19 protein-coding genes are annotated in these 20,367 nt (G+C 64.3%); 12 read left to right on the top strand and 7 right to left on the bottom strand.

The window, feature by feature from the left end:
- Positions 1 to 213 precede the first annotated feature (213 nt).
- On the top strand, positions 214 to 435 hold the full coding sequence (locus P6U23_RS18090; protein WP_407181051.1) for a hypothetical protein: 222 nt from the start codon (positions 214 to 216) through the stop codon (positions 433 to 435).
- 40 nt (positions 436 to 475) lie between these two features.
- On the opposite strand, the gene P6U23_RS18095 is transcribed toward P6U23_RS18090, so the two are convergent.
- Positions 476 to 1,246: an enoyl-CoA hydratase gene (locus P6U23_RS18095; RefSeq protein ID WP_407181052.1), complete on the bottom strand. Its 771-nt coding sequence runs from the start codon at positions 1,244 to 1,246 to the stop codon at positions 476 to 478.
- 165 nt (positions 1,247 to 1,411) lie between these two features.
- On the opposite strand from P6U23_RS18095, the gene P6U23_RS18100 reads away from it, so the two are divergent.
- The 9 genes from P6U23_RS18100 to P6U23_RS18140 all read left to right on the top strand — a co-directional run bounded on the left by P6U23_RS18100 (position 1,412) and on the right by P6U23_RS18140 (position 11,747).
- On the top strand, positions 1,412 to 2,053 hold the full coding sequence (locus P6U23_RS18100) for a TetR/AcrR family transcriptional regulator (RefSeq protein WP_407181053.1): 642 nt from the start codon (positions 1,412 to 1,414) through the stop codon (positions 2,051 to 2,053).
- A gap of 176 nt (positions 2,054 to 2,229) precedes the next feature.
- The gene (locus P6U23_RS18105; protein ID WP_407181054.1) at positions 2,230 to 3,726 is read left to right on the top strand and encodes a CoA-acylating methylmalonate-semialdehyde dehydrogenase; all 1,497 of its coding nucleotides are present in this window, start codon (positions 2,230 to 2,232) and stop codon (positions 3,724 to 3,726) included.
- Positions 3,727 to 3,882: 156 nt separating this feature from the next.
- Positions 3,883 to 5,028: an isobutyryl-CoA dehydrogenase gene (locus P6U23_RS18110; RefSeq protein ID WP_407181055.1), complete on the top strand. Its 1,146-nt coding sequence runs from the start codon at positions 3,883 to 3,885 to the stop codon at positions 5,026 to 5,028.
- A complete protein-coding gene (locus P6U23_RS18115) occupies positions 5,025 to 6,116 on the top strand; it encodes an enoyl-CoA hydratase/isomerase family protein (RefSeq protein ID WP_407181056.1) in 1,092 nt (363 codons plus the stop codon). Before P6U23_RS18110 ends, P6U23_RS18115 begins: the two co-directional genes overlap by 4 nt.
- 27 nt (positions 6,117 to 6,143) lie before the next feature.
- Entirely contained in the window at positions 6,144 to 7,034 is an 891-nt protein-coding gene (gene mmsB / locus P6U23_RS18120; protein WP_407181057.1) for a 3-hydroxyisobutyrate dehydrogenase, read from the top strand.
- Positions 7,034 to 8,767: an AMP-binding protein gene (locus P6U23_RS18125; protein WP_407181058.1), complete on the top strand. Its 1,734-nt coding sequence runs from the start codon at positions 7,034 to 7,036 to the stop codon at positions 8,765 to 8,767. The genes mmsB and P6U23_RS18125 overlap by 1 nt, the downstream gene beginning before the upstream one ends.
- A gap of 87 nt (positions 8,768 to 8,854) precedes the next feature.
- The gene (locus P6U23_RS18130) at positions 8,855 to 9,334 is read left to right on the top strand and encodes a MaoC family dehydratase (RefSeq protein WP_407181059.1); all 480 of its coding nucleotides are present in this window, start codon (positions 8,855 to 8,857) and stop codon (positions 9,332 to 9,334) included.
- Positions 9,335 to 9,484: 150 nt separating this feature from the next.
- Positions 9,485 to 10,402: an SDR family NAD(P)-dependent oxidoreductase gene (locus P6U23_RS18135; RefSeq protein WP_407181060.1), complete on the top strand. Its 918-nt coding sequence runs from the start codon at positions 9,485 to 9,487 to the stop codon at positions 10,400 to 10,402.
- A 49-nt stretch (positions 10,403 to 10,451) separates the two neighbouring features.
- Complete coding sequence (locus tag P6U23_RS18140; protein ID WP_407181061.1) at positions 10,452 to 11,747, top strand: NAD(P)/FAD-dependent oxidoreductase; 1,296 nt, start codon at positions 10,452 to 10,454, stop codon at positions 11,745 to 11,747.
- A 125-nt stretch (positions 11,748 to 11,872) separates the two neighbouring features.
- On the opposite strand, the gene P6U23_RS18145 is transcribed toward P6U23_RS18140, so the two are convergent.
- Entirely contained in the window at positions 11,873 to 12,544 is a 672-nt protein-coding gene (locus tag P6U23_RS18145) for a TetR/AcrR family transcriptional regulator (RefSeq protein ID WP_407181062.1), read from the bottom strand.
- A gap of 84 nt (positions 12,545 to 12,628) precedes the next feature.
- On the opposite strand from P6U23_RS18145, the gene P6U23_RS18150 reads away from it, so the two are divergent.
- Positions 12,629 to 13,765, top strand: coding sequence for an FAD-dependent oxidoreductase (locus tag P6U23_RS18150; protein WP_407181063.1), 1,137 nt, complete (start codon positions 12,629 to 12,631; stop codon positions 13,763 to 13,765).
- Positions 13,766 to 13,823: 58 nt separating this feature from the next.
- On the opposite strand, the gene P6U23_RS18155 is transcribed toward P6U23_RS18150, so the two are convergent.
- Genes P6U23_RS18155 through P6U23_RS18165 form a run of 3 tightly spaced genes read right to left on the bottom strand, consistent with a single transcriptional unit; the run spans position 13,824 to position 18,294 of the window.
- On the bottom strand, positions 13,824 to 14,996 hold the full coding sequence (locus P6U23_RS18155; protein ID WP_407181064.1) for a PepSY-associated TM helix domain-containing protein: 1,173 nt from the start codon (positions 14,994 to 14,996) through the stop codon (positions 13,824 to 13,826).
- Positions 14,997 to 15,013: 17 nt separating this feature from the next.
- A complete protein-coding gene (locus P6U23_RS18160) occupies positions 15,014 to 16,042 on the bottom strand; it encodes an extracellular solute-binding protein (RefSeq protein WP_407181065.1) in 1,029 nt (342 codons plus the stop codon).
- A gap of 2 nt (positions 16,043 to 16,044) precedes the next feature.
- Positions 16,045 to 18,294 carry a TonB-dependent siderophore receptor gene (locus tag P6U23_RS18165; protein WP_407181505.1) on the bottom strand — a complete coding sequence of 750 codons (2,250 nt, stop codon included), beginning with the start codon at positions 18,292 to 18,294 and terminating at the stop codon, positions 16,045 to 16,047.
- On the opposite strand from P6U23_RS18165, the gene P6U23_RS18170 reads away from it, so the two are divergent.
- The gene (locus tag P6U23_RS18170) at positions 18,247 to 18,474 is read left to right on the top strand and encodes a hypothetical protein (RefSeq protein WP_407181799.1); all 228 of its coding nucleotides are present in this window, start codon (positions 18,247 to 18,249) and stop codon (positions 18,472 to 18,474) included. The genes P6U23_RS18165 and P6U23_RS18170 overlap by 48 nt on opposite strands.
- A 205-nt stretch (positions 18,475 to 18,679) precedes the next feature.
- Here the strand turns inward: P6U23_RS18170 and P6U23_RS18175 are convergent, their stop codons facing one another.
- Positions 18,680 to 19,099, bottom strand: coding sequence for a hypothetical protein (locus tag P6U23_RS18175; protein ID WP_407181066.1), 420 nt, complete (start codon positions 19,097 to 19,099; stop codon positions 18,680 to 18,682).
- Positions 19,100 to 19,287: 188 nt separating this feature from the next.
- The gene (locus tag P6U23_RS18180; protein WP_407181067.1) at positions 19,288 to 20,367 is read right to left on the bottom strand and encodes a D-TA family PLP-dependent enzyme; all 1,080 of its coding nucleotides are present in this window, start codon (positions 20,365 to 20,367) and stop codon (positions 19,288 to 19,290) included.

Raw genomic sequence — 20,367 nt, forward strand, 5'->3', positions numbered from 1 at the left:
GTCGAGCGTCGGGCCGCTTCGCTTACGCCGCTGTGCAATGAGCGAGAACACGGCTTTGAGCGGAGTCGTGCTGTTCCTCCGAGTGTTCCTCGCTCATCCGGGCTGCGTTTCCTGTGTTCCAATCTCGGATCCACCATCATCGCCTCAGACCGCACGGCTGGAACGCCGTTCTTGCAGCGGGCGTTTCCTCCTATGCAGTATCAGGAGGAGAGCATGACCCGGATCCTGTTCCTCACGATGACGGTAGCGGCGTTACTTGCTGGTTCACCCGCGATGAGCCAAGTCACCTCCCATAAGCAGCAACAGGCGATCGAATCGACCGGCGAGTCAAATTCGCAGAAGCAACTCGGCGGCCTGAAGCGCGATCGTCAGATCACACGTCACATCCTGCGGCATGAGCGGCACGGATACCGCCATGCCCACGCCCAGTACTGAGGGCGCTGATTGACGATCGAACGATGTAAGACGGTATCAGCTACCGCTTCCGATCAATGAACGCTTGCATCAGGCGCTTGGGTTCGTCGGTCAGAAACGACTGGCCGAATACGCCGATGCTCAAATCGACCGACTGCTTCAATGGCAGTTCCTCCCACGCGCGCAGGAGCGCCTTTTGTGCGCGGAGCGCTTCCGCACCGCACTCAAGCAGCGCGCTCAGCGTATGCTCCACCGCTTCATCCAGCCCGCCTTCCGGGGCAACCTTGTCGACCAGTCCCCAGGCGAGCGCGGTGGGGGCATCGATATTCTCGGCCGTCATCACCAGCCAGCGGGCGCGACCCCAGCCGATCAGCCGCGGCAGCAACGCGGCGTGAATCACCGAGGGAATGCCGACCCGCACCTCGGGCATGCCGAATCTGGCATCGTGCGCTGCAATCCGGAAATCGCAGGCCGCCGCGACCTCCAGCCCGCCGCCGAGGCACCAGCCGGGCATGCGGGCGATCACAGGTGCGGGAAAGGCGCGCACCGCCTCGCAAAGGTCGCGCAGCCGCGTGATAAAGGCTTCCGCGGAGGGCTGGTCGAGTCCTGCCATCTCCTTGATGTCGGCGCCGCCGATCAGGCTCTTTTCGCTGCCTCCCTTCAACACCAGGGCCCGGATATCCCGATCCCCCGCGAGCTGCTCCAGCCCCTCGCGCAACGCCCTAATCACTGGCGAGCTCAAAATATTGAGCGAACCCGCATTGCTGATCGTGAGCGTGACGACGCCGCGGCCGTCGCGATCGACGCCGCAATGGTGATTGAGCATGTGCATCAGAGGTTCCGTCGCTTGGGGGTGAGCGAGAATGCACTTCCGGCTCAAGCCGGGGTGTTGTCAAGCTGCCAATAGCTTGGACATGAACGCGAGTTAACGAAATAGGGGCAGCTTTTGCCCGGCCTCGATGCTATTATATGACTACGGACATTCCATAGGACGCCCATGCGCTATTCCAAGGAACACAAGCAGGAAACCCATGCGCGGATCGTGCGCAAGGCCGCGGTGCGGCTGCGCGAGAAGGGCGCGCATGGCGTTGGCGTCGCCGACCTGATGAAAGAGGCCGGGCTCACTCATGGCGGGTTCTATGCCCACTTCGATTCGCGCGACGCCCTGGTCATCGAGGCCTTCGCCTATGCGATGGATCGCTCGATCGAGCATTGGCGCAAGATCGCCGAGCAAACCCCGCCGGACAAGCGGCTGGCTGCGATCGTGGAGAGCTACCTGACGCCGGCCCACCGCGACGATCCCGGCCATGGCTGTGCCATCACCTCGCTGGGTGCGGAAGTCGCCCGCGAGAGCCCGAAGACCCGCAAGGCTTTCGCGGCGAAGGTCGAACAGCTCATCGACCTGATGGCAGACCAGATTCAAGGCGTGCCGCGGAAGGCGGCGCGCAAGCAGGCCGCCGGCCTACTCGCCACCATGATGGGATCGCTGGTGCTGGCCCGGATTGCGGGCAGCGGCGAGTTTTCGGATGAAATCCTGCAGGCCGGGCGCGACGTCGCGCTCGGACGCGCAGCGAAGCCGATGCTGAAGAAGGCGGCCGCCAAGAAAACCGCGGTGAAAGCCGCGATCGCGCGCCATTAAGCCGCAGGAAGCTGCAGATTTCCTGGTATTGACCTACGCCTTTAGGCGAAGCCGCGCCGGACCGGGCGTAGGCCAGCATTTTCGCAAAACCGCCGCGCGGAAAAGAACTTCCCAAACGCTCCAAACACTGCAAGATGCCGCCCCAAAACCGGCATCGAACAGCATTGGAGGAACGCATGCGTTCAATCGGACATTTTATCGGCGGGCGCGAGGTCAAGGGCACTTCGGGGCGGACTGGCGACGTTTTCGAGCCGATGACCGGGGATGTTCAGGCCAAGGTCGCGCTCGCCTCGAAAGCGGAAGTCCGTGCGGCGGTGGAAAATGCCAAGGCCGCGCAGCCGGAATGGGCTGCCACCAACCCGCAGCGACGCGCACGGGTGATGATGAAGTTCCTCGAACTGGTGCAGCGCGACTACGACAAGCTTGCCGAGCTGCTGGCGCGCGAACACGGCAAGACCGTTCCTGATGCGAAGGGCGATATCCAGCGCGGCCTCGAGGTCGTCGAGTTCGCGATCGGGATTCCGCATCTGATGAAGGGCGAATATACCGAAGGCGCGGGGCCCAGCATCGACATCTATTCCATCCGTCAGCCGCTCGGTGTGGTCGCGGGCATCACCCCGTTCAATTTCCCGGCGATGATCCCGATGTGGAAATTCGCCCCCGCCATCGCCTGCGGCAATGCTTTCATCCTGAAACCTTCCGAGCGCGATCCGGGCGTGCCAATGCGGCTCGCCGAGCTCATGATAGAAGCGGGCCTGCCGGCGGGTATCCTGAACGTGGTCAATGGCGATAAGGAAGCGGTCGATGCGATCCTCGACGATCCCGACATCAAGGCCGTCGGCTTTGTCGGCTCGTCGCCGATCGCGCAATATATCTACGAGCGGTCGGCCGCGACCGGCAAGCGCTGCCAGTGCTTCGGCGGCGCCAAGAACCACGCCATCGTGATGCCCGATGCCGACATGGATCAGGCCGTGGATGCGCTGATCGGTGCGGGCTACGGATCGGCCGGCGAGCGCTGCATGGCGGTGTCGGTTGCCGTCCCCGTCGGCAAGACCACGGCCGACCGGTTGATGGAAAAGCTGATTCCGCGCGTGGAATCCTTGAAGATCGGCACCTCGATCGATCCGTCCGCCGATTACGGCCCACTGGTGACGCGCGAGGCGGTCGAACGGGTGAAGAATTATGTCGATATCGGCATCAAGGAAGGCGCGACGCTCGCGGTCGATGGCCGGGGCTTCAAGATGCAGGGCTACGAGAAAGGCTTCTACATGGGAGGCTGCCTGTTCGACAACGTCACAAAGGATATGCGGATCTACAAGGAGGAGATCTTCGGGCCTGTGTTGAGCGTGGTGCGCGCGCACGACTACAAAGAAGCGCTGGCGCTGCCGTCCGACCATGACTACGGCAACGGGGTTGCGATCTTCACCCGCGACGGCGATGCCGCGCGCGATTTCGCGGCCAAGGTGAATGTCGGCATGGTCGGCATCAACGTGCCGATCCCGGTGCCGATCGCCTATTACACCTTCGGTGGCTGGAAGAAGTCGGGGTTCGGCGATCTCAATCAGCATGGTCCGGACTCGATCCGCTTCTACACCAAGACCAAGACGGTGACCTCGCGCTGGCCGTCCGGTGTGAAGGAGGGCGCGGAGTTTTCGATCCCGACCATGAAGTAGCTGGCAAGACTAGACTTCGTCATTGCGAGGAGCGAAGCGACGAAGCAATCCAGACTATCTCCGCGGATCGCTTCTGGATTGCTTCGCTTCCCTCGCAATGACGGCAAGAGCCGTTTGCTGGCGGCGTGGGCAAGGCTGAGGGAACGCGGATAGAGCATGCAATTCGCACTGAACGAGGACCAGATCGCGGTTCGTGACATGGCGCGGGATTTCGCCGCGGAAAAGATCGCGCCGCATGCGATCCGCTGGGACGAGGAGAAGCATTTTCCGGTCGACGTGATGCGCGAGGCCGCCAAGCTCGGCATGGGCGGCATCTATATTCGCGACGACGTCGGCGGCTCCGCCATGACGCGCTTCGACGCGGCGCTGATCTTCGAGGCGTTGGCGATGGGGTGTCCGACCGTGTCGGCCTTCATCTCGATCCACAACATGGCCTCGTGGATGATCGACGCCTTCGGCAACGAGCCGCAGCGTAAGAGATGGCTGCCAAAGCTCTGCACCATGGAGTATCTGGCGAGTTACTGCCTGACCGAGCCGGGCTCGGGTTCGGATGCGGCGGCGCTGCGTACCCGCGCGGTGCGCGACGGCGACCATTATGTGCTGAACGGCCAGAAGCAGTTCATCTCGGGCGCGGGCGGCGGCGATCTCTATGTCGTGATGGTGCGCACCGGCGGCGAGGGGCCATCGGGCATTTCCACGCTGGTCGTCGAAGGCGACACGCCGGGCGTCTCGCTCGGCGCCAATGAACGGAAGATGGGCTGGAACGCGCAGCCGACGCGGGCCGTGATCTTCGAGAACGCCCGCGTGCCGGTTGCAAACCGGCTGGGCGAGGAGGGCATTGGCTTCAAGATCGCGATGGCCGGGCTCGACGGCGGACGGCTCAACATCGCCGCCTGTTCACTCGGCGGCGCGCAGGCAGCGCTCGACAAGGCGCTCGCGTATATGAGAGAGCGCAAGGCATTTGGCAAACGCCTCGACGAATTCCAGGCCTTGCAGTTTCGCATCGCCGACATGGCGACAGAACTCGAAGCAGCGCGCACCTTTCTCTGGCGTGCCGCGGCCGCGCTCGACCGCAAGGACCCCGATGCGACCATGCTCTGCGCGATGGCGAAACGCTTCGGCACCGATGTCGGATTCGAGGTCGCCAACCAGGCGCTGCAGCTCCATGGCGGCTATGGCTATTTGAGCGAATACGGCATCGAGAAGATCGTGCGCGACTTGCGCGTGCATCAGATCCTCGAGGGCACCAATGAAATCATGCGTCTCATCGTGGCGCGCAAGATGATCGAGGGCGCGCGATGACGACGGCTCCCGCGACGGCGGAAAGCGAAGGGGACCTGATCGTTCGCCGCGAAGGCTCGGCCGGCATCATCCGGCTCAACCGCCCGAAGGCGATCAATGCCATGACGCTGGAGATGTCGCTCGGGATCGATGCGGCGCTCGACCGCTTCGAGGCAGATCCTGCCGTCGCGGTGGTGCTGCTGGAAGGCGCCGGCGAGCGCGGCCTGTGCGCGGGCGGCGATATCCGCGGGCTCTATGAGAGCTCGAAGGCGGACGGCGATCTCGGCAAGGTGTTCTGGCGCCAGGAATACGTCATGAACGCGCGGATCGCGAAATATCCCAAACCCTATGTCGCGTTCATGGACGGGCTTGTCATGGGCGGCGGGGTCGGTCTGTCCGCGCATGGCCGGCATCGCGTCGTCACCGAGCGCACCAAGCTGGCGATGCCCGAGGTGGGCCTGGGGTTCTTCCCCGACGTCGGCGGCACCTGGCTGTTGTCGCATGCACCGGGCGAACTCGGCACTTATTTCGGCCTGACCGGGCAAACCATGAACGGGCCGGATGCGATCTACGCGCGCTTTGCGGATGCGGTCGTGCTCTCAAGCCAGCTTGCCGAACTGCGAGATGTCCTGACCAAGGTTCGACCAGGAACGTCGTCGGACGAGATCGCGGCGCTGATCGGAGGCTTTGCCGCGGGCGAAACCTCCGGCCCCGTGGCCGTGTTGCGGCCGCAGATCGACAAATGGTTCGCCTTTGACCGCATGCAGGATATCCTCGCCGCCCTGCGGCAGGATGGATCGGAACTTGCGTGCTCGACGCTGAAGACTCTCGGCGAGAAATCGCCGCGCGGCATGGTGGTGACGCTTAAATTGCTGCGGCTGGCGCGAAGCGCGTCCTCGCTGGAGGAGTGCCTGGTGCGCGAATATCGTGCCGCGCTGGAAGTATTCCGGAGTGATGATTTTCGCGAAGGCGTGCGCGCGGCCGTGATCGACAAGGACCGCGATCCCAAATGGTCGCCTGCGGCAATCGAGGGTGTCACGGCGGAGATGATCGCGCCCTATTTCGCCGAGATCGGCGCCGATGAGCTGGTGTTCGATCCGGCAAGATAACATCATTTTGAAGGGGAGGAGATCGAGATGGCAACCGTCGCATTCATTGGCCTCGGTAACATGGGCGGACCGATGGCGGCCAATCTGGTGAAGGCCGGCCACAAGGTGGTCGCCTTCGACCTGGTGGAAGCCTTGCGCAATCAGGCGAAAAGCGACGGCGCCGCGATTGCCGACAGCGCCGTGTCCGCGGTGAAGGGCGCCGAGGTCGTGGTCACCATGCTTCCCGCCGGCAAGCATGTGCTCGCGGTCTGGAACGACGTCGTTCCCGCGTTGGACAAGGGCGCGCTGATCATCGATTGCTCGACCATCGATGTCGAGAGCGCCCGAGAGGCGCATGCGCTGGCGGCCAAACACGGCACTCTCTCCATCGACGCGCCGGTCTCGGGCGGCACCGGCGGCGCCAAGGCGGCGACGCTGACCTTCATGTGCGGCGGCGAGGAGAAGGCGTTTGCGGCTGCAAAGCCGGTGCTGGAGAAGATGGGCAAGAAGATCGTGCATTGCGGCGGCGCCGGCGCAGGGCAGGCGGCCAAGATCTGCAACAACATGATCCTCGGCATTTCCATGATCGCGGTGAGCGAGGCCTTCACGCTCGCCGAGAAGCTCGGACTCTCGCACCAGGCGCTGTTCGATGTCGCCTCGACGTCGTCGGGGCAGTGCTGGTCGCTGACGTCCTATTGCCCGGTTCCGGGCCCGGTCCCGGCTTCGCCGGCGAACAACGACTATAAGCCGGGCTTTGCCGCGGCATTGATGCTGAAGGATCTGACGCTGGCGCAGGATGCGGCCAAGGCTGCTGGCGCGGCGACCCCGCTCGGCAAGCACGCGCAGGAGATCTACAAGGCGTTTGAGGCCGCCGGTCACGGCGGGGTGGATTTTTCGGGCATTATCCGGCACGTTAGAAGCCTTGCCGGGACGAGCTGATGACCACCTTTCAGGAAGCGCGCGCCTTTCTGCTGAAACATCGCACCGACTACGATGCGGCTGTCAAAGGTTTTCGCTGGCCTGACCCCACGCCGTTCAACTGGGCGCTGGATTGGTTCGATGCGGAGCTGGCGCATAATCCCCAGAGCAGGGATCGCGCCGCGCTGTGGATCGTCGATTCCGGCCAGAACCGCGAGACAAAGCTGTCATTCGCGGCGCTGTCGCGCCGTTCCAACCAGGTCGCCAACTTCCTGCGCGCGCAAGGCTTGAGGCGCGGCGATCATCTGTTGCTGCTGCTCGGCAACGTCGTGCCGCTCTGGGAGACCATGCTGGCGGCAATGAAGCTCGGGATCGTCGTGATCCCCGCGACCACGCTGCTGACGGCGGACGAGTTGCGTGACCGCCTCGATCGCGGCCGCGCCAAGGTGGTGGTGGCGGCGCAGGACCAAATCGCGAAATTCGCGCAGCTCGGCGGCAGCGATCTGGTACGCATTGTGGTGGGCGGCGACGCTCAGGACGGCTGGCTGCCGTTCGATCAGGCGGCGGCTTTCCCCGAGACATTTGCTCCGGATGGTCCGACGCAGGCCGACGACCCGATGCTGCTCTATTTCACCTCGGGCACCACGGCAAAGCCGAAGCTGGTGCGGCACAGCCAGCGCAGCTACCCGGTCGGACATCTCTCGACCATGTATTGGCTCGGCCTGCAGCCAGGCGACGTTCACCTCAACATTTCTTCGCCCGGCTGGGCCAAGCATGCCTGGAGCTGCTTCTTCGCGCCATGGAACGCCGGCGCCACGGTGTTCGTGGTCAATCAGCCGCGCTTCGATGCCAAGGGCCTGCTCGCCACCATCGGCCGGTGCCGCGTCACCACGCTCTGCGCGCCGCCGACGGTGTGGCGGCTGTTCATCCAAGAGCGGCTGTCCGATTTCAAGGTAAGCTTGCGCGAAGTCTGCGGCGCTGGCGAGCCGCTCAATCCGGAAGTGATCGATCAGGTGCGCGCCGCCTGGGGCCTGACCATCCGCGACGGCTACGGCCAGACCGAGACCGCCGCGCTCGCCGGCAACTCGCCGGGACAGAAAGTCAAGATCGGCTCGATGGGGCGGCCGCTGCCCGGCTATCGCGTACAGATCACCGATCCCGATGGTCATGCGACAAGGGAAGGCGAAGTGACGCTGCTGTTGGGGACCGATCGCCCCGCCGGCCTGATGCAGGGCTATCAAGGCGAGGACGGCAAGCTGTCAGGCGCCGACGGCGCGCTCTATCGCAGCGGCGACGTGGTGTTCGTCGACGACGAGGGCTATCTGACCTTCGTCGGCCGCTCCGATGACGTCTTCAAATCCTCCGACTATCGCATCAGCCCGTTCGAGCTGGAAAGCGTGCTGCTCGAGCATGAGGCCGTCGCGGAAGCCGCCGTGGTGCCGTCGCCCGATGCGATCCGGCTGGCCGTGCCGAAAGCCTATGTGCTGCTCGCCGCCGGCGCTGGGCCGTCGCGAGATACGGCGCTCTCGATTTTCCAGCATCTGCACAGCCATCTTGCGCCCTTCAAGCGGATCAGGCGCGTCGAGCTGGTGACGGAATTGCCCAAGACGATCTCCGGAAAGATCCGCCGCGTGCAACTGCGACGGCTGGAGCAGGACAACAACCGCGACGATCCGCTGCGCGGGGTCGAATTCCGCGAAGAGGATTTTCCGGAACTGCAGAAGCTGCGTCCCGCAGGAGCGGCGGACCATTAGCGCATGATCCGGACCCGGAGGGCCGCGTGAGCGCAAAGTGGACACCGGTTTTCCGAAAGCGCCAACATAGAGAGAAAACAGCGAAGAATGAACGAAATCTGGAAGAAGCCGCCGATCTCCCTGGAAGCGTATCGGAACATGGTCGGCCGCGAGATCGGCGTGTCCTCATGGCATCTGATCGATCAAAGCCGCATCAACCTCTATGCCGATGTGATCGAGGACCATCAGTTCATCCATGTCGATCCGGAGCGGGCGAAACGAGAAACGGCGTTCGGCACCACGATCGCACACGGCTTCCTCACGATGTCACTGATGAGCATCATGTCCTATGAGGTGATGCCCGTGATCGAAGGCACGACGATGGGCGTCAATTACGGCTTCGACAAGCTGCGTTTCATTTCGCCGGTGCGCGCGGGCTCGCGCGTGCGCGGGCGGTTCACGCTCGCCGAGGCCAAGCTGCGCAAGCCGAAGGAGCTGCAGTCGCGCACCAGTGTCACGGTCGAGATCGAGGGCGAGGACAAGCCCGCGCTGGTCGCCGACTGGATCGGCCTCATTTATTTCAGCTAGCTCCGCGGTCATTGCCGGGCTTGACCTGGCAATTCATCGTTGATCAAAGAACTTCTAGATTTGTGATGCATGCCCGGGCCATCCCCGATCGGATCGGATCGCGGACAGGCGCCGGGCACGACGAAAAACGAACATCCGGGAATTGCACTCATGACAATCAGGTTTGACGGACGCGTGGCCATCGTGACCGGCGCGGGCAATGGTCTTGGTCGGGCGCATGCGCTGGGGCTCGCCAGCCGCGGCGCCAAGGTCGTGGTCAACGATTTCGGCGGCGCGCGCGATGGCACCGGCGGCTCGCTGACGCCGGCGCAAGCCGTGGTGGAGGAAATCAGGACAGCGGGCGGTGTGGCGATGGCCGACGGCGCCGACGTCTCCAATTTCGAGCAGGTCAAGGCGATGGTCGATCGTGCGACCAAGGAGTGGGGCAGGGTCGATCTGCTCTGCGCCAATGCCGGCATCCTGCGCGACAAGTCCTTTACCAAGATGGAGGCCGCCGATTTTGCCAAGGTGCTGGACGTGCATCTGGTCGGGACCTTCTACTGCTGCAAGGCGGTGTGGGAGGGCATGCGCGAGCGCAATTACGGGCGCATCGTGCTGACCACCTCGTCCTCCGGCCTCTACGGCAATTTCGGCCAGGCGAATTATGGCGCGGCGAAATCCGGCATGGTCGGCCTGATGAACGTGCTTGCGGAGGAGGGGCGCAAGTACGACATCCGCGTCAACACGATCTCTCCGACCGCGGCGACCCGCATGACGGAAGAGCTGCTGCCGCCGCAGGCGCTGCAGTTCATGAAGCCGGAAGCAATCACGCCGGCGGTGGAGTATCTGCTGAGCGACGACGCGCCGACCCGCACCATCATGGGCGCGGGCGCCGGCTCGTTCGCGGTGATCAAGATCTTGGAAAGCGAAGGCATCAACCTGCCGGAATCGGAATGGACGCCGGATGCGGTCGCCGCGCACTTTGCGGAGATCGCCGACATGTCGCAGGCCAGGGCGCTGGAGGGCGCCTTCCAGCAGACGCAGAAATATGTCAGCCAGGCTGCGGCGCGCTTGGGCCTGAAACTTTAGCCGCGCCGACGACCCATACTCCGCCGTCGTGGCCGGATAGGGCCCGGGCATGACGACCGTTTCTGTGGCCGAAGCGTGCAGCATGTTTTCAACGGCAAATGACACCGCCGTCATCGGTGCCGGTCCTGCCGGGCTGATGGCGGCCGAGGTGCTGGCGCAGGGCGGCGCTGGCGTCACGGTGTTCGACGTTATGCCGTCCGCGGGGCGCAAGCTTTTGATGGCCGGCCGGGGCGGGCTCAATCTCACCCATAGCGAGCCGTTGCCGCAGTTTCTGACCCGCTACCGCGAGGCAAGGCCGAAGCTGGAAGCGGCGATCACGACGTTTCCGCCGGAACGCTTGCGCGAATGGAGCGAGGCGCTGGGCCAGCCGACCTTTGTCGGCTCCAGCGGGCGGGTGTTTCCCGAAGCATTCAAGGCCTCTCCGTTGCTGCGCGCCTGGCTGCGGCGGCTCGGTGCCGCGGGCGTGCGCTTTGCGTTTCGTCATCGCTGGGCCGGATGGGATGCCGAGGGGCGCTTGTTGTTTCGCGCTCCGGATGGAGAAGGAGTCGTCCAGGCGCGCGCCACCGTGCTGGCGCTCGGCGGCGCGAGCTGGCCCCGCCTCGGCTCGGACGCGGGATGGGTCGAGATCCTCGCAACAAAGGGCGTCACGATTGCACCATTGAAGCCGGCCAATTGCGGCTTCAACGTTGACTGGTCGGATCTCTTTCGCGGCCGTTTTGAGGGGCAGCCGCTCAAGGGCGCTGCGTTGTCGTTTGGCTCGGCAAGCGTGCGAGGCGAAGCCATCGTGACCCGTAACGGGCTGGAGGGCGGTGCAATCTATGCGCTTGCGGCGGACTTACGTACCGCAATCGAAAGCAATGGCGCGGCGATCCTCCAGGTTGCCTTGCGTCCCGATCTCGAGCAGAGCGAACTTGCAAAGCGGCTGGCGGCCCCCCGGGGAAAGCAATCGCTGTCGAATTTCCTCCGCAAGGCTGCCCAGCTATCGCCTGTCGCGATCGGGCTGCTGCAGGAAGCGGCGATCGCTTCCGGCGTTTCGCTGTCCTCGCTGTCTCCGGAGAAGCTTGCCGCGCTGATCAATGCAGTGCCGATCAGGCTGACCGGCGTGGCGCCGATCGCGCGCGCGATTTCGAGTGCCGGCGGCATTGCGCTTGACGAACTCGATGCGGATTTCATGGTCCGCCGCTTGCCCGGCGTCTTCGCCGCGGGCGAAATGCTGGATTGGGAGGCGCCGACCGGCGGCTATCTGTTGCAGGCCTGTTTTGCTACTGGCATCGCGGCAGGCGAGGGCGCGCTACGGTGGCTGAAGAGGATTGAGTGCGATACGCCAACGCGGATCGTGCGCTAAGGCTCGTGGGAATTTCCAAAACCGTTCGAGTGTGATTCACGCAGATCAATTTCCACAGGTCCTAGCGTTCGATGCATCACCGGGCATCTTCGCAGGCTGATCTTACGGAGATCCGACACGACCGCCTATCGGATGGTCCCGATGCCCGCCAGGATCATGTCGATGCCTGCAAGGAATTGCTCGCGGTCGTCGTGCTCGCGTAGTTGCGTCGCCGCCTGGCGCACAAAGGAATGCTCTGAGGGGTCGAGCTGCGCCCACCGTGCGGCGACGGCCCCGAGGAACGTCGCCCGATCCGTCCCAGGCGGGACGAGGCGGGCGTTCGCGGCATTCTGTCCGGCGACGCCGAGGATGTAGTTCACGAGCGCGGACGCGGCGTCGAACTGCGCGCGTTGGGGGACGCCGAGCGCCTGGAGCCGGCCGCCGACGCCCTCGAAGATCTGCAGCATCGCGGGCCGCCACGGCTCTCGGAAGAGCTGGGCGCCCACCCAGGGATGCGCGTCGATCGCATCGAACACGCCAAGGGCGATGGCGCGGATTGCCTGCCGTGGCTCCGCGCCACTCACGACCCCAGCCATGACACGGGCGATGACCTCGTCGGTGGCGGCCGCGAGCAACTCGCTCTTGTCGGCGACATGCCAGTAGATCGCTCCGCTCCCCGTCGCCAGGCGAGCCGCGAGCGCGCGGAAGGTCAGGGCGCTCTCGCCATCACTGTCGAGGATCTTGATCGCAGCCTCGACGATCCGCTCCTTCGAGAGCGCGTCGGTGCGCCGTTCGGTCCGTGGAGTCCTGGTCGCCATGAGCGCTATCTTGACATGAATGGAACGTTGTTCCAATACACTAAGGCTATGGAACGTCGTTCCAACCGCTCCCGAAAGGCACAGATGACGATACCCATCACGATCGTCGGTGCGGGCCTCGGCGGCCTCACCCTCGCACGCGTCCTCCATATTCACGGCATCCCCGCGACGATCTACGAGGCGGAGCCCTCGGCAGACACCCGCACGCAGGGCGGGATGCTCGATATCCATGAGGATGACGGCCAGTTCGCGCTCAAGGCGGCGGGACTCTTCGACGCGTTCCTCGGCTTGATCCACGAAGGCGGCCAAGCCTCGCGCGTGCTCGACCAGCACGGGAAGGTGCTCCTTGAGGAGCCCGACGACGGCAAAGGTGGACGGCCCGAGGTGCTTCGGGGCGACCTGCGGCGCATTCTCCTCGACTCCCTACCAGCGGGGACGGTGCTGTGGGGGAAGAGGCTCACCGGTGCAGTGGCGCTCGGCGACGGCCGGTATGCGCTGACGTTCGCGGATGGCTCCACCGTGAGCACCCGACTCCTTGTCGGCGCCGACGGCGCCTGGTCGAAGGTGCGGCCGCTGCTGTCGGGCGCCAAGCCCGAGTATATCGGGACGACCTTCATCGAGACTTACTTGTACAACGCCGACGAACGGCACCAGGCGGTGGCCGAAGCGGTCGGCGGCGGCGCAATGTTCGCGCTCGCCCCGGGAAAGGGGATCTTCGCGCATCGCGAGCCAGGGAGCGTCCTTCACGCATACATCGCGCTGAACCGCCCCGCCGAATGGATTGCAGGCATCGACTTCACCGATGCCACCACCGCGACGGCCCGGATTGCGGCCGAGTTCGACGGGTGGGCACCGGCGCTCACCGCGCTGATCACCGACGGTGACACCCCGCCGGTCCCGCGCGTGCTTCACGCGCTCCCGAACGGCCACCGATGGGACCGCATGCCAGGGGTGACGCTGCTTGGTGACGCCGCGCACCTGGCGCCGCCGGCCGGCGAGGGCGCGAACCTGGCGATGCTCGACGGCGCCGAACTCGGGAAGGCGATCGCCGCGCACCCCGACGATGTCGAAGCGGCGCTCGCCGCCTATGAAGAAGCGATGTTCCCTCGCAGCGAGACGGCCGCCGCGGAGTCGCACCGGGTCCTGGCGCTCTGCCTCGACGACCGCGCGCCGCTCGGACTCATCGACTTCTTCAATGATGCGCTCGAGGGGAAGCGCTAGCAACCCGCATAGTCCTGATCCACACCGCTGATGCGCGACTGCGCCTGTGCGGCGCGTCTCACTCACCTGGAACCAGGCTTCCGACTGGCGGCCGCGAGACTCGCCTGATCTTCCGGCGCGACAGATACAACAGAATGCCTGTGACCGTGAACAGCGGCATCAGGCTAGCAGCCAGCATGAACAGGAGCTTGCCCGACCAGCCAAGAATGCTGCCGCGGTGAATGTCGAGCACGCTCGACAGGATCCGCTCGCCGATGGTTTTGTCCGCGTAGATCTCGGACGATACGATCTGGCCGGTAACGGCATCTACGCGAAACTCGTCGCGCGCGCCCTCATGCGATATGCCCTGCGCCCAGGAGCGGATGCGCACGATCGTCCCGGCGCCGGCGGGCAGCGTGAGCTGGGCGGTTGCAAAGCGGCTGCCCTGTTCGTGCAAGAAGGTGGACCATGCACGATCGAGTGCGACCGCTCCGCCATCGGCTCTGCCGGTGCCGCGCGGCGGTTTTGGTTGCATCGTCGCAGCGGTCGGACGAGACAGCAGCCAAGTGGCGCCGTTCCGATACCACTCGAATGAATACCAGAGGCCCGTGAGGGCGATCACCAAATAGATCAGCAAGACCCAGGTGCCGATGACGGCATGCAGCGACCTGTGCAGGCCCCGGCCGCGCAACATCAGATTGGGCTTCAGCCACATCTTCACGCTGCCGGCGCGAGGAGGCCATCGCAGCACGAGGCCTGTGATCAGGAGCACGATCAGGCCGAGGGTTGTGATCCCTGTGATCGTTCGGCCATGGCCATTGCCGTCGCCCGGCAATAACAGCCAGCGATGGAGTTTCCGGACCGTGGCGAAGAAGTCCTCGCCGCGTGGCTTGCCAAGCACGTGCGCATCGTAGGGATCGACATAGACCGACGACGGCCGCGAGCTGTCCTCGCTGCGCACAAACCGGACGCGCGCCGCCGCGGCAGGATCGCCCGACAGCGTCACTGCTGAAACCTTCCCAAAACCGCCAGCCGCCTGCAGTCGTGCGATCAGCTCATCGGGCCTCAGCCTCGGGGTCGGGCGAGCCTCAACCCGCATGAGCCCGGCATTCAAATAGGCCTCGATTTCATCTTCGAAGCTCATTGTCGCGCCAGTGATCCCCATCAGGGCCAGCACCAGCGAAACCGCAAGGCCAATGATCGAATGGACCTGCAACAGAGCGGCTTTGACGACGTGCTTTCCCATGGTCATCCCGTGCTCGCGCAAGATCACTCGTCGAAGCCGACTTTTTTGATCAGGGCGATCGCGGCCTGCTGATGTGCGGCAATTTGATCGATGGGCAGTGGATCGGCGGGGAAGGATCCAATCTCCACGAGGGCCGGATTGCGGTCTGCCGACGCAAGCACCGGATATTCCAGCTCGGCGGCGGCATAGAGTCGTTGCGCTTCCGGCGCAACGAGGAACTCCAGGAATTTCAGCGCGGCAGCCGGATGCGGCGCGTGCTTTGCGATGGCCGCCCCAGTAAGGTTCACATGACTGCCGCCGCCCTCGAACATGCTCGGAACGGCCTTGACCACGCGCGCCCATTCGCGCCAGGCGCTGCCTTCCCGGCCGTCCCGAAGCTGCGCCAGCGCCACGGTATTGCCGAGGCCGATTTCGCACGTGCCTTCCGCGACCTCGCGGATGACGTCATTATCCTTGCCTGCTGGTTTGTGGGCGAGGTTGGCCTTCAACCCGCTGAGCCAGGCTTCCGTCGATCCTGCTCCATGGTGGACAAGGTAGGCGGCGATCAGCGCGACGTTGTTCTGATGCAGGGGCGAGCGCATGCATAATTTGCCGCGCCACTTGGGATCGGCGAGATCTTCGTAGTCGATCTCGGCGAGCGCGCTGTCGTTGCGCGCCATCACGACGCGCGGCCGAAGTGAGAGTGCAACCCATTGCGAGCCGTTGGCGCGCAAATGCGGCGGCATGGCCTGTTCGAGGCGCGGTGATGCAAAGGCTTGCGTCAATCCGCGACTGGCGAGCTGGGTGGTTTTGTCCAGGCCGATTGTCATCAGGACGTCTGCAGGCGCGGTGTCAGCTTCCGATGTCAGACGCTTGATCAGGCTGTCTTCCTCAAAGACGACCTTGACCTTGATCCCACTCGCCTCGGTGAAGGCCGCGATCACCGGCTCGATAAGATGAGCTTCTCTGGTCGAATAAACGGTGATCTCATCTGCGCGTCCAAGCCCTGTGCCGGCAACAGCCGTGGACAGCAGCGCAATGAGTACCGCGATGGATTTCCGTAGCGCTGCCATCGCTAGAACTTCACCGTCGCCGACAGCGACACGCGCCGTGCATCACCGATCGCCACGAAGTACTGGCTCACGGCGGACGGGTAATAGACGCTGTCAAACAGGTTCTTGATGTTGAGCTGGTAGATCACCGGCAAGTTCTGGTGCTTGGTCTCGTAGGTCGCAAAGGCGTCCGCGACGACATAAGACGGCAAGGTGAAGGAGTTCGCTGCATCGCCCGGCCGGTCGCCGACATAATGCGCGCCGCCGCCGACCCGGAGCCGGCCCGGCAGGGCGGTACCGAAATCGTAGACGAGATAGAGCGAAGCCGTGTTCAGAGCGACGTTCTGCAGGGCCTTGCCGGCCAGCGTCGGATCTTCCGTCACCCGAGCGTCGGTATAGCCATAGCTTCCGATCAAGCTCCAGCTCTCCGTCAATCGCCCGGTAACGTCGATTTCGACGCCGCGCGACCGCACCTTGCCGGCGGTGCGATACTCGACGACGCTGGTCGCGCTATTGAGCTGCGACACCAGCACGTTCTTCTTGTCGATGTCGTAGAGGGCCACGGTGCCGGAGAGGCGCTGGTTGATGTCGAATTTGGCGCCGGTTTCCCAGGAGACGCCTTCTTCGGGCGCGATATTGGAGCCGATCACGGCGCCGCCGGTGAGGGGGGCGATGGTCGAGCTTGGCTTCAGCGACTGCGTATAACTCGCGTAGAGCGAAATCTGCTCGGTGAGTTTGAGGATGGCGCCTCCGAGCGGGAGCGCCTTGTCGCCGCTGAGATTGGTGTTGGCGACGAAGGGGCGCCCACGCCCCGCTAGCTGCTCATATTCCATGTAACGCACGCCGCCGACCAGTGCGAGGCGGTCGGTCAGATGAAGCGTGTCCTGGAAAAACAGCGCCCGCTCGCCAAGCTTGTCGGTCTGGTCGCTGTCGCCGGCCGAGACTTTCGTGCCGGGCTGCAGCAGGCCATAGACAGGATCGTAGAAATTGAACACGTTGGGGGTCGCCTGCCGGATCAGGTCCTTGCGGTAGATCGTGCGATATTGGGCGTCGCCGCCGAACAGCACGTCATTGCGCATTTCGCCGAACCAAAAACCGCCCTGGAGGTAGGACGTCCCGTAGCTGATATTGCTGAGCGCGCCTTGCGTGCCGTCGTTGCTGCGCGTCACGCGGCCGGTGACGGGGTTGACTGCGGTCACGCGGAGCTGGTTGGCGCCGTAGGACTCGGTGTTGTAGCTGTAGCCCGCGTAGAGCTTCCAATCCTCGTTGAGGCGGTGGTCGACCGAGGCCTGCATCAGGTCGGACGTTCCCCACATGTTGTTATAGGGTTCGTCGAGCCGGCGCGTCGCCGGGATAGCCAGCGGCTTGTTGGTGCGGGAATCGAGCGCGGTACCCCGGTCGAACGGATAGAGAAAATCGCGATGCTCATAGTTGAGCTGGACCGTGGTGGTCTCGCCATACCACGCCAGGGATGGGGCGATCAGCGTTTCGCGGTGGCGCCCGAAGTTGCGCCAGTAGTCCTCGTTGACGCCATAGGCGATGAAGCGATAGGCGAGACCATCCTGCCCGATCGGGCCGGTGATGTCGAACGTCGCGTCGGCTCCGTTCTTGTTGCCGTAGGTCGAGCCGAGCAGGGTGATTGAGCCGTGTTGATAGAGCTCGGGGCGCTTGCTGATCGTGTTGACGATGCCGCCGGGGTCCATGATTCCGTACAGGAGCGACGCGGGGCCCTTCAATACCTCGACGCTTTCGACTGCGGCATTGAGGCTGCGGCCCTGAACCAGAGGCATGCCGTTGCGCATGATCGAGCCGTCGCGATTGTCGCCGAAGCCGCGCCGGATGACGGCGTCCTGGGTGCCGGCGAGCGTGTTGGTCTGGGTGATGCCGCTGACGTTGACGAGCGCGTCGTCGAGGTTGCGCGGCAATTGATCCTTCAGCACCTGCTCGGGCACGACGTTGACGACCTGCGAGGTATCGAGCGGCGATGCGCCGCTGCGCAGAGTGGTCGCGCTGGGCGTCGCACGATAGCCGAGCTTGGTTTCATACAGCGTTGCCGCTGCAGCGGCGGCGCGCTCAGACGGCGTTGGTTGGGCGGGCGTGGCGTTTCGATCCTGCCGATGCGCCGCCGCCGCTTGGGCCCGCCGAGCTGACGACGCGGTCGCCGTCGCCGGCTTCCGCCTTTGCGCCGGTGCATCGACCGTCACGGACGGCAACGGGACGCTCGATTGGGCGCCTGCGGTCGTGGTGGAAAGGGAAACATCGGCAAGAAAGATGGCAGCACCGATGAGAAGATGCGCGTGACCCTTGCCCGTTCGATTTTGATCATCTCCTGCCCGCAGACAACGACAATCGACATTGATCGTCACTTCGATTCACTTCCAAGTCAGACAACAACGTTCGCGACGGCGCCTCTAGCAGCCGCTGCGGATGAAGAGAACATCTGCCGGAATTGAATCTCTCTAAGCGCGAATGAACATCGCGAGCCGCTCGTGAACAGCGGCCGGGAATGCGCTTGATAGTTGGCGACGCGCACCTCGGGAGCCTCGACCAGCGGCTTTCTGTCGCAGGCTTCTCGTAAGGCGGCTTGTGCAGCGACACCCACTGAAAGATGCGGAGCCCGTCGCCGAGCGCGTGTGTCCGCGCGCCCTCGATCTGGGCTCAAGGATCCTGGCCCTCACACCGCGCCACCGAGACAGCGAACCTGTCCTGTCGGAAGGGGGAACGTTGACCGACCGGCGGCATTGACGGTCGTCGGCAACCAGGGCCGGCATGCAAAGAGGAGGGAATGCAGATGAGGAACGCGTATCTCGCAGCAGCATGCGGCATCGCATTCCTGAGCGTTTGCAGCGTCGCAAACGCGCAAGGAACCGGGACGGGTTCAGCTTCGACCGGCACCGCAACGAACCAGTGCTGGGACGTGAGCAACAATGTGGTCCGCGACAGAAGCGGCACCAATGCGACCGGACCATCTGGAAATAGCACGGTCGGATCGGCCGCATCGGAAAAACCAAGCTCCAGCACGTCTGCTTCGGGCTCTTCTGGTACCAGCGCTTCTTCCGGGACCAGCGCGAACGCCAATGCATCGGCACGCCCGCCGGGAATGCCGGACTGCTAGGTGCGGAGTACCCGAGCTGGTGTAGCCCGGCGAAAGCCGAACGAGTGGGACGGGGTGATGGGTTCGCGGAGCCCGTCACCCGGCGCGTCCGCCTGACGTATTGGATCAACTCCAGTCGAGATTGCGGATCTCGTCGCAATAACGCGGCGCGTTACCGCAGCTTGCCGCGGGCGGCAACCGGCAGCGTGCCCAAAATCTCCTCGCCGCGGACCATGACTACCTCATCCATCATGTTGACGACGACACACACATGGTTCGGCACGATCCGCACGACGTCGCCGACATTGGGGCGTGTGTTGCTGCGGGAGAGGTCGAGGAAGCCGTGCTCCTCGGCAAAGCGCGCGATCCTGGCCTCGGGATGTTCGAGGATCAGACCATAACCTTCCAGGCCGCCGCTGTCGGAGGTCAGGGTTTTGGAGCCGGCGTCGAGAATGCCGCGCTCGGGCGTGGCGCGGCTCACCACCGTGGAATAGATGTTCAGCGCGCAATCGTCCCAGGTTGCAACACCGGCGGCGACCTGCATGCGGTCGTTATAGATATAGGTTCCGAAGCGGTGTTCGGTCGCGCCCTTGAGGCTGCCGAGGTTTTTCAGGTTCGGCGTACCGCCGGTCGAGACGATCGCGGCATCGAGCCCGTCCTCGCGCACGCCGGCGAGCGCCTGGTCGAGGAACTTCTGCGCCTCCGGCCAGCCGGTCTCAGTGGGATAGAGCATGAAGCCCGCGAATCTCAGCCCCTTGGACGCGGCGATCTGACGCGCGAGCGCAATCGCTTCCGCCGGCGTTTCGACGCCGGCGCGCTTACGCCCGGTGTCGCACTCGACCACAACCGACAAGGGGCGCCCGGATATGTCGGCGGCTTGCGGCAGGCCGGCGATGACCACCGGATTGTCGGCGGCAACGGTCATGTTGGCCTTCGCCTGCAGCGCGCCGAGGCGAGCCATCTTCTCCTCGCCGATGAGATTGTAGCTGATCAGGATGTCGTCGATACCGGCTTCCGCCATCACCTCGGCTTCACCCAGCTTCTGGCAGGTGATGCCTTTCGCCCCCGCCGCAATCTGCATCTTGGCGAGCGTGGGGTTCTTGTGCGTCTTGATATGGGGCCGGTTGGCGACGCTGGCGGCATCGCAGGCCGCCTGGATCCGTGCGAGGTTGCGCTCGACCTTGTCCATATCGACGACGGCGCAAGGAGTGCCGTATTCGCGGGCGATTTTCGCGGCGAGGGGAGTTGTCAT

It is taken from the genome of Bradyrhizobium sp. STM 3562 (genome assembly GCF_045571435.1).
Lineage (GTDB): Bacteria > Pseudomonadota > Alphaproteobacteria > Rhizobiales > Xanthobacteraceae > Bradyrhizobium.